Source organism: Vibrio sp. E150_011 (assembly GCF_053544015.1).
Map to the genome: position 1 here is coordinate 1 of NZ_JBHFOL010000004.1, position 14,005 is coordinate 14,005.

Below are 14,005 nucleotides of genomic sequence, written 5' to 3' on the forward strand. Positions count from 1 at the left end.
CAGTGGTAATACGAAGTCGCATCCACGGAAATAAGCTGTTTTCTGGCTGTTGTCAAAATGAGGTCCGCTATGAAGGTTTTAAATAACTTAGCAGTTCTCTTTTAATGAGATTGTTGGTGAGTCGGCGAATTGGGCAAAATCAAACTAATTTCATACTTTTTGGTGTGTGTCCTTTTAATCTTTTTTAATCCTTTTTTGGAAAAGGTTCAACTAATTTAGGCAACAACGCCTTTTACAGTTCAAAACTTCAACCCAAACGTCACGCGTTTGTTTGGGTTATTTGTTATGTGTTACTTAACGTTTGATGATGAAGAGTTCGCAGCCTTGGTCGCTTGTTCTGGAGACATTTGACCAAATAGCGTATCCATCATAAATCCGATACGCTTACTTGCGTCTCCAAATTTATTTGGGTTCGCGGTATAAGGAACCTTAAAATCGACTTCACCAACCCGCTGCCCACCCTGATAAGCATTGATTTCTGCATTCTTTAGATACAACGCTAAATCCCAGCCCCAATGTCCTTCATATTCTAACGTCAGTTTATTCAGATCATGTTTTGAACGGTCTGGTACAACGATATAAGAGTAATTATGTTCGTGTAACCAATCTTCCATTGTTTCTTGAAAACCGGAACGAGTAGCACTGTCGTTTACAATCACAACGTCTGGTTTTACGTTTGTTATTGGCACTGCACTTGCCGTATACCTTGGTGATCCACAACCAGCTAATGTGATAGCCACTAAAGGCAATAATATGATTTTTTTCATTTAAACTAATCCATTTTATTATGACGGTGCCTAGTGTATTCCCGAATGAAGCATCGAAAACACTAAAAGCATTTGTTATATTGGTAAGCTTAGTTTCTAGACAACTAAACTAAGGTTCTTAAATTTACGCCTGCGAAGTAGTCAAACTCTAACCACCCAACCCAGCCTTGACCTTTACAATTTTTAGCCATTGTCATTCCGTTTTTGATTACAGGATATACCATTAGATCATTAACTAACTTCCACTGGTGGGAGTCTCGTGTATCAGCTGATAATGTATCTGCACGAACCAAAAGATATCCTTTTTTTTCACCAAACAAAACTTTGTTGACGCGCTCAAGTCGATCCAAACAGTTTTGCTTACGGACATGATTCGAGTCTCGCTCCACCCGATAATAAAGTTCGACAATCCCTTCCAACTCTTTTAGTTCGTCTTGAGCCACCAAAAAAATAATGATGTCATCGGATTCCAAATCCCAGGTATAGAGGTCTATACCTGGTTGGAGTTTAATCCCCATTAATTCTGCTAACTGAGTTTTGTTTTTAGGAAGCGTTAAATTGTTCACTTTGATATGCCTTTAATTCGATAAAACAACATACGGAACATCATACCGTTAACGAGAGCGCAAACCAACCAATATATTTTAATAGCCTGTAGAAGCACCCAATATTTGTTCTAAGAGGCAACGCTTTAAGGGAGTAGGAGAAACGAATGATATGGACTCCCTTTCATGACACTATGTGTACCTTAGTGACTCTGTACACGCTGAAGAACATACTTTTGGTGTGTGTCCTTTTAATCCTTAAGAGATGGCGCAATGTGGGATGAAAACACAGCCAAAATTTAATCATTGACGCCATAGTCGTTTGTTATGTTTTGGCTTCTTGCAACTACGAAACCATGTACTTAAACTAGCTCGACACGTTCAAGCTTGAAGGCTTTCGATGAATCAGAATCTACGCAAAAAGCTCTAAATGAACCATCAGGTTTGATACTTTGCGGAACAATTCTACGCTGCGCACCAGCATTAGAGCCACCATTGTAGACAATATCAATAGGCTCATTAGTTAAGAAATGTTCCAAAAATGAAACATAGTTAGGGTACTCAGATTTCAAAGCTTCTACAACATTAATAAGATTAACAACGTCGCCTAATTTCTTTTTTGATAACGCTTCAAATTGTGCTTCTGTAAGTTCGATTTTAATCATAACAACCTCAAATATAGTGCCTTTAACTCAAACAAAATGGAATACCGTAAGATTATCATTATCTATATTTAATGCTATGATTCTTGTCAATTTCGCCTAGAAACATAACGCCCGCTTAAGTTGTGAGTTACGCACCACTGAAGCCAAATTTTTAACCGTAATCACCCAAACCAAAATTAACGCCAAAACCGCCAAGCGTTACGAATCAACTTGAAGCGCTTGTTAGGCTTTAGTCTCAATTTCTTCTACCAAAGCTGATAATTCGGAACAAAGTGCCAATAGAGCAGCATAGATCTGACTTCGCCTAGGGACATCTAAATTTCGTTCGATCTGCTGATAGTGAGGAGAGCAACTTTGCACAAGCTTCAAAAAGTCATCCAACATGTGATCTAGCCCTTTAGGCTCTAATTGATGCGCTAGAGAATTACGGATCTTATTAAGCTTTTTAGCTGCGCGCCAAACCCACTCGGTATCTTCACAACGGAAAAGCAGTGACTCCGTCAAGCAGATTACTTGATGGCAATCGAACGATGCACCGCCATTTCTTCTTAGAGCGCCTGGATTACTCAAGAGGGTATCAAACAAGTCACGAGTAATCTCCTCGACCAATAAGTGTCCCTTGAGTAATTGCGTTGTAACTTCATCGCTTATAGGCACATACTTTGCGAATTTATTCAAATCTTCTGATTTAGCGTACTTTAGTTCCAAATTCCCTCCGAGAAGCCTAGCTTTATAAACGGAATATATCCGTAATCGCAATCCGTCTATTCTGCGCTTCATTCTTATGAAACTCAAACCACATCAGAGTGTTATGTGATTTTTGTATGCCAATTAAGAATAGATTGTGGCGATATTCCGCATAGAACATCCTGCCATCAGAGCTAACTCAATTAGGAATGAATCACGAGGCGCATTCAACGATTTCATTTAAACCTATGACGCTTTTTCTAGTCACATTTCAACCAGAATGTTAGTGAGAGTCACTCGCTTTGGAAGATCTCCTTTTTCAAGGAGATGACGGTTGTTTTGAGGTGTGGTGTGGGAGTCGATGGAAGCTAAAAACGGACTCTTTTCAAAGTCGATTTCTGTTGAATATTGATGAGAGTGATGCGCTCTGAAAGATCGTCTTTTTCAAGGAAATGACGGTTTATTTTAAGGTGTGGTGTGGGTGGTGATGAAAGCTAAAAGTGGCGTTTTTTCGAAGCGGGTTTCTGCCGAATATTAATGGGAGTCACTCGCTTTGGAAGATCTCCTTTTTCAAGGAGACGACGGTTATTGTGAAGTGTGGGGTGGGTGGTGATGAAAGCTAAAAGTGGCGCTTTTTCGAAGTGGGTTTCTGCCGAATATTAATGGGAGTCACTCGCTTTGGAAGATCTCCTTTTTCAAGGAGATGACGATTATTGTGAAGTGTGGTGTGGGTGGTGATGAAAGCGAAAAGTGGCTTTTTTTCGAAGCGGGTTTCTGCCGGTTATTAATGAAAGTCACACGCTTTGGTAGGCCTCCTTTTTCAAGGCGATGACGATTGCTTTGCTAGCTCCTGTGCAGTGAATGCCTTGAAACTATTGATTCCGAGGCATTCACTGTGCAGACGTTGGGTTATTGCACTTTGATTGCGGCAATAATCGGGTCGTTAGAAGATTCCATGACTCTTGGGTTCACGCCATAGTGGCGAGTGGTGAAGGTAAAGTCATGACCTTGTGTATCAATATTATTTTGGCCATTGTCGCCACAGTTAAACGATACGGTGATCGTGCCATCACTGTTCTTATCCCATGAATTAGAATTGACGTTCTTTGCGCCTTCTATCAAATATTTGTCGCTGTCATAGGCGGTGATTGAGGTGAAGAACTTATTTTCAGGGTCGTTAAACGTTGCTGTGTAACAAACCGTGGCTTTCATTTTTGGGCTATTGGCGTACTGATTACCGACAAAAGCTTCTGGGCTAGCGCCACCCCACCCTGCTGCGTTTTCCAAGTTCCACTGATGTAGGTCCGTCACTTTGTCTGATGTACGTGGGAAGGTATAAGTAAACCTTTCCATGCTGTTCACTTCTGCGGTGTATTTTTTTACCCATGCTTCAACGTCATCATAGTTATAAGGTTGAGTCTGATAATCGGTCGCGAAGTTGAATTCATCAACGTTAACTTTATCTAACTGTTTAACCGCATTATCAATGCCGTTTTCTGTGCCTGAACGATAAATCACGAATGCGTAATCAGATTCGACAGGCAAGCTATATTGACCATCTTCCACGACATAATGCTGGCCATGGCCGCGTTCTGTGACCACTTGCACGGCCATATAATTATTGGTCTTTGGAATATCAAACGTCACGTTGCCGTTGGTCGCTTTGACAATGGCAACGCCGTACAAGGTGTCGTCATTCATTTGAACGGTTGGGGCCGCTTTGCCGCGCGGAGGTAGCCCTTGCATGATGACAAACTGTTCGGTCGCACCCTGACTCGCCCAATTGCGATAATTACGAGCCGTTTCAGCATGCGTAAAATTGTCTTGAGTGACCTCAAGGGTTGTCATTGTTTCATTGGCGAAAGTGGAGCCAACGAGTAGCGTGCTTACCATCAGGGATAATGTTGTCAGTTTTATAGTCGTCATAGTCTCTCACCGTGCTTATTTAGGGTTTCAACAGCTAGCCAATGAGACGAGTCCTTCAGATACCTGGCGTATGTTGATTCTGTCTTGCCGCATCAACGATTATTAGCAGTCTAACTCGTCGCGACATGTCCAAATTTAGGGCGTTAGTGATATGTTTTCAAATGACTCTTAGTTATTAATGATATGCGCATAACACATATCATTAATTGACGATACGACAAGAAGCATTCACTCTCACTGCTTACATCGACTTATTGGTCATCGCTTTAATAAGCAGTATTACAGGTTCGGTATCATGAACGCTTAGTTGGCAATCGTAGCCTTAGATAGGTTGCTCAATACCCCTGATATTTTGTTAATAACCTCATCACAACCCGTAATGTTATGGCGTTTTTTCAGGTAGTTAGGATCGTTGTAAGACAGCCACACTTTGTTGTTGGCATCTTCACTGACCATGATTTTTTGTGGTAGATCGATGGCAACAGTCTGCGCACATTGCATCAAAGGTGTGCCCACTTTGGGGTTGCCAAAAATAATGACTTCCGTTAGCCTCAGCTCTAGGTCAACCTTACTGGCATTTTTTTGATGATCGATCCGAGCAAATAATGTCAGCCCTTTACTTGCCGCAATATTCTCAAAACGGTCCGCGGTTTCCTTAGCTGAATAAGGGCTTTCATATGTCATCAACCCCTCTACCGCAGCCGCCGAGAATGACGCGGCCAGTAAAGCGATACCCAGTGTGATTTGTTTTTTCATTGTCGTCCCTCTCTGATTAAATTCGTTTCGTGTCCATCGTAAAGCGTACTTGATGCACTGATTACTGCCCAAACTTTAGCCGTACTTTGTCGAATAAAACGAGAAATATGCCACAAACTGGCACGTCTTTTACCCGTCAATATCACCATTGCGGTCACGCCGCACTGAGTGAGTTAATTATTTAGGTTGAGTTCTTGCCCCTAGTTCATGCTGGCTATTAATTGATAGACCACCATCACGAAGAACATTACCGCCGTTGAATAAAACGTGAGTGCAAAACCAAACGACCTTGCGGGCGCGCCGTGACGATAACCGAGGAAAAAGAACACACGCCCGATAGCAAATAGTATTGAACATAGCGGTACAACAGATAACCACGACGCAGGCATTAACAAACACCACGCTGTATAGACCCCGCCCGCAATAACGAGTTGTTCTAATGTATTTTGAAGCAGGCTTTGCAGTACCTTGGCTTCTTCAGAGCCGGAGGTCAGACCACTCCCATCAATGTCTTCTGGGCTAAGAAAACGAAATTTTGCCAGGCGACCAATGGAAACAATAAGAAGTAAGACCGGCAATATCAACGCGCCCGCTAAAATCGACAATCTTTCTTGTACTTGACTTACCTGAGAGTAGTTAAGTGGATCACCTATCATCGCCATAAAAATCACAATGACCGACACCAACATTGCTGCTGCCATGCCCTTAAAAACGCCTTTTTGCTTAATTGATAACGCCATCATGTCCTCAATATAGAACGGCTTTCATTAAGGCCTAATCATAATTAAAGCCGTACAAGCTAAGTCTCTCAACACGAATGAGCATGCATGTGAGGTGTGTCTACAGTTTCTGCGCAAGGATCAAAAAAGAGTCAACGATTTCACGTTAACTCTTCGAGGGGATGGAGCATAAAAACAAATGACGTTTAAATAATGATAATAAATACAATAAAATACGGCAGTACTCACTAATAGGAAGCAAACGCTCAACCAAGACACGATTGTCAAAAAAGGTGTCCATACCTCTTAACCAAACAATAGATTTAAAGCGTGGCGCTGAACTGTTGCAATAAATCTCGCTGCTGCTCAGTTAAGTCAGTGGGCGTATCCACTTGGATAGTCACGAGTAGATCCCCGGTAACCCCTTTGCGATTCGTCACACCTTTGCCTGTCATTTTAAACTTGCGGCCAGTCTGAGTCCCAGCTGGAATCTTAAGTTTAAAGCGGCTGTCTAATACTTGTACTTCTGCGTCGCCACCCAATGCCGCCGTTACCATGTCGATATGCGTGGTGCGACTGAGGTTATCGCCATCACGTTGCAGATAAGCGTGAGGACGGGTGTTAATCGCAATAAAGAGATCGCCAGCGGGTCCGCCATTGATGCCAATACCGCCTTTACCTGAAAACCTTAGTTTCTCTCCATCCTTGATGCCCGCAGGGATCTTCACGTTGATTTTTTTCTGCTCGCCTTGGATAGGAAGCTCAACCACTTTTTCCGCACCTTGTACGGCATCCACAAAGTCTACGGTCAGTGTAAACTCACTGTCTTGCCCTTTGCGTGGACGAGCCGGACCACCGCGGCCTTGTGAGAATATATCCTCGAAACCACCGAATCCTTGGGACGAATGGAACGATTGCCCTTGTTGCCTAAAAGCGCCGCCGAAAATATCGTCAAAGCCTCCGCCGCCACCAAAACCGCCGCCATTGAAACCAGCGTGGTGTGAGTGAGACTCTTGTTGACGGTGTCCTCCTTGTTCAAAGGCAGCATGACCAAATTGATCATATTCTTGGCGCTTTTCTTTGTCCGTTAGAATTTCGTACGCTTCTTTAACTTCTTTGAATTTTTCTTCTGCTGTTGCATCGTCCGGGTTTTTATCCGGATGGTATTTCATCGCCAGCTTTTTATAAGCCTTTTTGATTGCTTTTTCTGAGGACGTCTTTGAGACACCTAATACGGTGTAATAATCTCGTTTGGACATGTCAGCTCCTCACTTAATTTTGTTCAAGATAAAAAAAGAGCGTATGAGTAACCCATACGCCCTAATGACTAATAAGTGGTGTACTTATGAAACATGCCCAACAGTAAACCCGTGAGTTTATTGCTGGGCTTGGGCGTTATTTCACTTCTTCGAAATCTGCTTCAACAACGTCTTCGTCGGCATTCGACTTAGCGTCTGCTTTCGCATCATTCGGTTCAGCTTGCGCTTGTTCCGTCAGTTTTTGAGCCGCCGCCATTAGCGCCTGAGCTTTCGTATCGATGGCTTCTTTGTCATCACCTTTGCTTGCTTCTTCAAGCTCAGTGATTGCCGCTTCAATCATCGTTTTATCTTCTGCAGCCACAGCTTCACCCGCATCTTGCAATTGCTTACGTGTACCGTGAATCAATTGGTCTGCTTGGTTACGTGCCGTTGCTAACTCTTCGAACTTTTTGTCCGCTTCTTTGTTCGCTTCCGCTTCTTGAACCATTTTCTCGATATCTGCATCGCTCAGGCCACCAGACGCTTGAATGGTGATTTTCTGCTCTTTACCTGTCGACTTGTCTTTTGCCGACACGTTCAAGATACCATTCGCATCGATATCGAAAGTCACTTCAATTTGTGGAATACCACGTGCCGCTGCTTGAATGCCTTCTAGGTTAAACTGCCCCAGTGACTTGTTGTGCATCGCTTGCTTACGCTCACCTTGCACGACATGAATCGTCACAGCATTTTGGTTGTCTTCAGCCGTAGAGAAAACCTGATTCGCTTTTGTTGGAATCGTTGTGTTCTTCTCAACCAGCTTCGTCATTACGCCGCCCATGGTTTCGATACCAAGAGACAGTGGCGTCACATCAAGAAGCAATACGTCTTTCACATCACCAGCAAGTACGCCACCTTGAACCGCCGCCCCCATCGCAACTGCTTCATCTGGGTTCACGTCTTTACGTGGTTCTTTGCCGAAGAACTCAGTGACCTTAGCTTGAACCATCGGCATACGCGTTTGGCCACCCACTAGGATAACGTCGTTGATGTCGCTGACTGATAGATCCGCATCAGCGAGTGCCACTTTAAGTGGTTCAATCGAGCGTTGTACTAGGTCTTCCACTAGAGATTCTAGTTTTGCACGCGTCACTTTCACGTTCATGTGCTTAGGACCGGTTGCATCTGCCGTTACATACGGTAGGTTCACATCCGTTTGAGAAGTAGACGAAAGCTCAATTTTTGCTTTCTCAGCCGCTTCTTTCACACGTTGCATCGCAAGTGGATCGTTCTTAAGATCGATACCTTGTTCTTTCTTAAACTCATCAACCAAATAGTTGATCAAACGGTTATCAAAGTCTTCACCACCTAGGTGTGTGTCCCCGTTCGTTGCCAGTACTTCAAAGGTTTGCTCGCCTTCTACTTCATCAATTTCGATGATTGAGATATCGAATGTACCACCACCAAGGTCATACACCGCGACAGTGCGATCGCCGCCTTTTTTATCCAAACCGTATGCCAAAGCCGCGGCGGTAGGTTCATTGATGATACGTTTAACTTCTAGACCAGCAATACGACCAGCATCTTTGGTTGCTTGACGCTGTGCATCGTTAAAGTAAGCCGGAACCGTAATGACGGCGCCTGTCACTTCTTCACCAAGGAAGTCTTCTGCGGTTTTCTTCATTTTTTTCAAGATTTCAGCCGAGACTTGAGGCGCGGCCATTTTTTGGCCTTTCGCTTCTACCCATGCATCACCGTTATCTGCCTCAATAATTTTATAAGGCATGATTTCGATATCACGCTGAACTTCTTTGTCTTCAAAACGACGACCGATAAGACGCTTGATGGCAAATAGCGTATTTTCTGGGTTTGTGACCGCTTGACGTTTTGCTGGCTGGCCAACTAATGTTTCGCCGTCGGTATAGGCAACAACCGATGCGGTTGTACGCTCGCCTTCCGCGTTTTCGATGATACGTGGTTTGTCGCCGTCTAAAACCGCAACACAAGAGTTTGTTGTACCTAAGTCAATACCAATAATTCTACTCATAATAATACCCTTTTCGATTTCGCATTAATTTTTATAATGCAAAACCTGTTAAATTTGATGAAAATTTCCCTAGATGCAGTGTGAAGTATTTCAATCGCTGCATCATTACTCAGAAAAGTTAATAAAAATCTGATGACTGCGTTTCCGTTATTTAATAGGTAAGGATTGCACTTGATGAATTCAAATGTAATTGTGAAATAATTCCTATTTTTAACAAAAAACGCGTTGTACCTTGCTTGTCCGGGGTGACTTATTGCGCGCCGGGCTGGCTAATAGCAATACTTCTAGGCTGCATGGCTTCCGGTACTTCACGGACTAAATCAACATGAAGTAAGCCGTTTTCCATACTGGCCGCTGATACTTTCATATAGTCAGCAAGCTGAAACTTGCGCTCGAAGTTACGCTCAGCGATGCCTTGATAGACATAGTTCGGTTTAGTGTCGGCTGGTTTTATTTCACCAGACACAATCAACATATTTTCGTTTTGAGTAAGGCTCAGCTTATCTTCTGAAAATCCGGCCACAGCCATCGTGATTCGATAGTTGTGTTCGTCTTTCTGCTCGATGTTATAGGGTGGGTATCCATTCGAGGTATTTTTGTTTGTATTGCTCTCAGCGAGATTAAACAAACGATCAAAACCAATGGCATGACGGTATAGGGGAGATAAATCTACATTACGCATAATACTATCCTTTAAGTTAAGCAATAGTTCTCAATGCTTTTAAAGCAAAGAGAGCAAACACATACTCCTAGCCGAATAGGCATCGTTGGACATACGGTTTACCAGTTAAAAAACGAAAGTCACATTTCTGGTTCTTCAGAATGGTCATTTCGCGCCACGACTATTTGTTCCCTACAAGAGGCGAACATTGTCGCAAGTGAACTCCATTTTGCAGTTCGTGTAATCAATATATGCTTCCGGTGTAGCGTTGTCAACAGCATTAGTAATAATAATTAAAACAAAACCATCAAAAGGCACAAATCAATAGCTACAACCAATCAAACATACAATAAAAGAGTCTCAATGTTAACGATTGAATGCTAGCAATACGCATATATCTCCTCCTCACGCAGTCTCAGTTGGTACATATCACCGCCTTTGACAGCAGTAACCCACTGTTGAACAACGTTAATAAGGGATTTAGCCGATTTCACTAACTTCATTCGAGTAAATAGATTAAAATAGCCGGCTATTTTCTTTGCTTGAGTCTTTTATATTCATGACCGCTATCACTATGCCTGCCAACTTTACAGAACTTGGCCTCATTCCACCGTTAGTCGCGCGACTAACAGAACTGGAATACCAACAGCCAACGCCTATTCAAGCACAAGCAATTCCGAGTGTATTAGCTGGACGTGATCTCATTGCAGGGGCAAATACGGGCTCAGGCAAAACCGCCACTTTCGCATTGCCTATGTTGCAGCAGCTTTTTGAACAAACCGAAAACAGCAGTAAACAAGGCAAGGGAAACTACGTGTCTGGACTTGTTTTAGTCCCAACCCGTGAACTTGCAAAGCAGGTTGCTGATAACATTAAATCTTACGCCGTGCATTTTAACGGTGCGCTTAAAACCGTTGCGGTTTTTGGTGGCGTTTCCGCTAACACACAAATGCTGGCGCTGCGCGGTGGCACTGATATTTTGGTCGCGACCCCTGGTCGTCTGCTCGACTTGATTTCAAGTAATGCGATTAAGCTTGATCGCGTTAAAACCTTGGTACTTGATGAGGCTGATCGAATGCTAAGCCTTGGTTTCACCGAAGAGCTGGCTCAATTGTTGGCGTTAGTCCCGCAGAAAAAGCAAACCTTGTTATTTTCAGCCACTTTCCCTGAGCAAGTACAAGAACTGACTCAAGCACTATTGAACGACCCTATTGAAATACAGTTGCAAAGCGCAGATGCAAGCACCCTAGTTCAACGTGTTTTCACGGTAAACAAAGGCGAAAAAACGGCATTGCTAGCGCATTTAATTGAACAGCACCAATGGCGACAAGCGCTTATTTTTGTTAACGCCAAAAACAGCTGCAATCACTTGGCAGAAAAACTTTCAAAACGCGGCATTACTGCCGAGGTGTTCCACGGTGATAAAGGCCAAGGCGCTCGTAGTCGTGTGCTTGAAGCGTTCAAGGCGGGCGAGATTGATGTATTAATTGCCACTGATATTGCCGCTCGTGGTCTCGATATTGAAAAACTGCCAGTTGTGATTAACTTTGATCTGCCAAGAAGCCCATCTGACTATATGCACCGTATTGGCCGAAGTGGTCGTGCTGGGGAAGTTGGTTTAGCATTATCGCTGATCGATTACGAAGATTATCACCACTTCAAAGTCATTGAAAAGAAGAATAAGATCCGGTTAGAGCGCGAGCAAGTTGAAGGGTTTGAGGTTGATGAAGAGGCGGTTGAAGCATTATTAGCCGCAACCAAGCCTGTCGCCAAACCAGCAGGTACCGGTAAGAAGCATAAGAAAAATAATTACTTATATAATCTTTAATAGGTAAGTCATTGTTGGGTCGGTTAGTACGGTTACCCCGTACTGAGTAAGACCATCGCCTGAATAGCACGCTCGGTGTTATTTAGGCGATTCAGCAGTAATTTTGGTCACAGAGCCCGAAAGCCTTGATCTATCTCTATCTCTATCTCTATCTCTATCTCTATCTCTATCTCTATCTCTAAAACCGTATGACATTCCAGCGTGTGATATTCAAGCATATAGCGCGTATTTTTTCGCCTCTCCACTAAATCCCGTCGCAATACTCTGCTCTAATCTCACATTATCGTTAAAGTTAATGCGAAAACTGGCCCCAGCGAGTAAACTTGACCCTTAGATTAAAGACCCGCTAGAGAAGGAGAATCAGTAATGACTCATGAAACCAAAACAATGGAAGTGCCTGTTGCAATCGCAGATAGAGTGCAGGCTTTGATTGATGCCTTTGAAGCTAAAGAGAAGTTTAATTCTGAGCGAACGGTTGTCGTCAACGGCTTCCTTGCCATGGATAAACTTAGCTGTGAGATGGCAGTTTATAGCCTATCTCAAGACGAATTATTAGATACGCTGCGCTTTGTATATGAATTATCTGGTACTAACAGCCGATTCGTGAAGAATATCCTCACCCAATCCAGAGAGAACCCTAAAAAAGTCCTGTCTGACTCTCAACGTTCTTCTGCAAAGAGTCTGTTATTTAACCTGATAAATGACCCTTCTGTTGTTTCTGCGATGAAAGAGCTTTAGTCATAATACGGTATTCGAACCTATTAATGCGTTGCGGTTAAAGATGTGAATCTGCAGTTAAACGTGATCATTAAAAACAAAGGCGAACCTTACGGCTCGCCTTTGTTTTTTTAACACTCAAGATGTCATCTCATCACTGCAAAAAGGTGACCAGGTTAGCGATAACCGAGATTAAAACCCTGCCAAGTTTAACGTTACCGAGTCACCTAACCAATACGCATACTCGGTATGGTCAAGCAAATCGTCACCCGTCACAGGGTGAACTAAGACACTCAGCCCTTCTCTATGGTGTTCTAACCAAGCCACTAACGCTTCAAAGTTAGCGCTTGTGAACAAAATCTGACAACTCCACATTGGATGCGGGCCCACTGGTTTTTGATTCACTCTACCAATGTCTAAACCAAATGTTGCCCCCGCTTGCTGGCATAAGCCAGAAGCAAACTCTAACGTCTCGTGAGTGAAATATACATGCGCATGGTAATTATCATGGCTATTAATTGGTCGTTTAGAGGCCGTCATGTTTAGTACCTGTTTTCTTATATTTACGTTGTGCGGGAGCTTAACGTTAAGTGCCGCGTCAAACAACACTTTCTCTTCCTATGACCCGCTTAACTAACTGAAATATAGTGGATTAAAGCAGCGGCTATGTGAATGATTTTTCTCTCCAACTCAGACTGAAGGCAAGTCATAGAAGGCTCAAAGTGCAAATCGAAAACCCACTAAAAACGTATTCTCTGGTAAATACCGAGCATCGGAATGAGAGGTTTGCAAGTCCGTTTTAAACTCAGTGTATACTGGGACTTCATCATGTTGAAGACGCAAACCGACGTTTGAGCTGAATCCTAAATGCGCATCTTTGTTGTTATTAGGAATGATGGTATTTGGATTCTCCATTACGCCTGCGGTCATCCCCGCCTCAACAAACGGACGGAGCTCAAAGCCTTGTGATAAGGCAAAGTTATAACCCAACTCCAAAGCAAAGCCACCGCCCGTGTAATCAAGATCGTTGTCTGCCCCCTTGTACATATCAAAATTTAGCCCTATGTATTGGTTTAGCTCTAAACCCACAGTGACATTCGCCGCGGATTCATCCCCTCCTAATGAGGTATAACCAATACCCCCACGAAATTTCAGGTCAGCGTTTTCTTCATGTGCATGAGTGATACCCGAAAAAAGTAGGGCGAACATTGCCAAGATAGAAATGAAACGAATATTTTTCATGTGCGAATTCCTCTAGTTTAAAAGAACTCACGTCCTTGTGCGGTATTTAACAAGGATATTGGTTAGCGCCTTGGTGATAAATAAACCAAACTAATGTTCACATATAAATGAGATGGAGGGATGACCGACAGCGGTCGATTCACGTTATCAGCCGTTTTCTATTTAAAGCTATATATATTTCAACCTAGAGCGATTTCCACCTATCTC

General features: G+C 43.1%; 14 protein-coding genes. 2 read left to right on the plus strand and 12 right to left on the minus strand.

Features of this window, described 5'->3' with window-relative positions; all coding sequences use genetic code 11:
• Nucleotides 1-290: 290 nt before the first annotated feature.
• The 10 genes from ACE1OE_RS08310 to ACE1OE_RS08355 form a co-directional block, all read right to left on the minus strand.
• Nucleotides 291-767 (minus strand): Sbal_3080 family lipoprotein, encoded by a 477-nt coding sequence (locus ACE1OE_RS08310; protein WP_449210697.1) that lies wholly within the window; start codon nt 765-767, stop codon nt 291-293.
• 104 nt (nt 768-871) lie between these two features.
• On the minus strand, nt 872-1,333 hold the full coding sequence (locus ACE1OE_RS08315; protein ID WP_449210698.1) for a hypothetical protein: 462 nt from the start codon (nt 1,331-1,333) through the stop codon (nt 872-874).
• Nucleotides 1,334-1,674: 341 nt separating this feature from the next.
• Nucleotides 1,675-1,977 carry a hypothetical protein gene (locus ACE1OE_RS08320; RefSeq protein WP_449210699.1) on the minus strand — a complete coding sequence of 101 codons (303 nt, stop codon included), beginning with the start codon at nt 1,975-1,977 and terminating at the stop codon, nt 1,675-1,677.
• A gap of 222 nt (nt 1,978-2,199) precedes the next feature.
• Nucleotides 2,200-2,685, minus strand: a complete 486-nt coding sequence (locus ACE1OE_RS08325; RefSeq protein WP_449210700.1) for a hypothetical protein — start codon at nt 2,683-2,685, stop codon at nt 2,200-2,202.
• 888 nt (nt 2,686-3,573) lie between these two features.
• A complete protein-coding gene (locus ACE1OE_RS08330; protein ID WP_449210701.1) occupies nt 3,574-4,590 on the minus strand; it encodes a DUF1254 domain-containing protein in 1,017 nt (338 codons plus the stop codon).
• Between the two features lie 303 nt (nt 4,591-4,893).
• Nucleotides 4,894-5,346: a DUF302 domain-containing protein gene (locus tag ACE1OE_RS08335; RefSeq protein WP_449210702.1), complete on the minus strand. Its 453-nt coding sequence runs from the start codon at nt 5,344-5,346 to the stop codon at nt 4,894-4,896.
• A gap of 200 nt (nt 5,347-5,546) precedes the next feature.
• Nucleotides 5,547-6,089 (minus strand): MAPEG family protein, encoded by a 543-nt coding sequence (locus ACE1OE_RS08340; RefSeq protein ID WP_449210703.1) that lies wholly within the window; start codon nt 6,087-6,089, stop codon nt 5,547-5,549.
• A gap of 299 nt (nt 6,090-6,388) precedes the next feature.
• Complete coding sequence (locus ACE1OE_RS08345; RefSeq protein ID WP_449210704.1) at nt 6,389-7,324, minus strand: DnaJ C-terminal domain-containing protein; 936 nt, start codon at nt 7,322-7,324, stop codon at nt 6,389-6,391.
• A gap of 136 nt (nt 7,325-7,460) precedes the next feature.
• On the minus strand, nt 7,461-9,350 hold the full coding sequence (dnaK, locus tag ACE1OE_RS08350) for a molecular chaperone DnaK (RefSeq protein WP_449210705.1): 1,890 nt from the start codon (nt 9,348-9,350) through the stop codon (nt 7,461-7,463).
• 250 nt (nt 9,351-9,600) lie between these two features.
• The gene (locus ACE1OE_RS08355; protein ID WP_102532545.1) at nt 9,601-10,032 is read right to left on the minus strand and encodes an Hsp20 family protein; all 432 of its coding nucleotides are present in this window, start codon (nt 10,030-10,032) and stop codon (nt 9,601-9,603) included.
• Nucleotides 10,033-10,570: 538 nt separating this feature from the next.
• On the opposite strand from ACE1OE_RS08355, the gene ACE1OE_RS08360 reads away from it, so the two are divergent.
• Both ACE1OE_RS08360 and ACE1OE_RS08365 read left to right on the plus strand, forming a co-directional pair.
• Nucleotides 10,571-11,839, plus strand: coding sequence for a DEAD/DEAH box helicase (locus ACE1OE_RS08360; protein WP_449210706.1), 1,269 nt, complete (start codon nt 10,571-10,573; stop codon nt 11,837-11,839).
• 366 nt (nt 11,840-12,205) lie between these two features.
• Nucleotides 12,206-12,577 carry a hypothetical protein gene (locus tag ACE1OE_RS08365; RefSeq protein ID WP_102532543.1) on the plus strand — a complete coding sequence of 124 codons (372 nt, stop codon included), beginning with the start codon at nt 12,206-12,208 and terminating at the stop codon, nt 12,575-12,577.
• A 171-nt stretch (nt 12,578-12,748) separates the two neighbouring features.
• Here ACE1OE_RS08365 and ACE1OE_RS08370 read toward each other — a convergent pair whose 3' ends face one another.
• Complete coding sequence (locus ACE1OE_RS08370) at nt 12,749-13,096, minus strand: DOPA 4,5-dioxygenase family protein (protein ID WP_102532542.1); 348 nt, start codon at nt 13,094-13,096, stop codon at nt 12,749-12,751.
• Nucleotides 13,097-13,273: 177 nt separating this feature from the next.
• A complete protein-coding gene (locus tag ACE1OE_RS08375) occupies nt 13,274-13,798 on the minus strand; it encodes an acyloxyacyl hydrolase (protein WP_102532541.1) in 525 nt (174 codons plus the stop codon).
• Nucleotides 13,799-14,005: the final 207 nt, after the last annotated feature.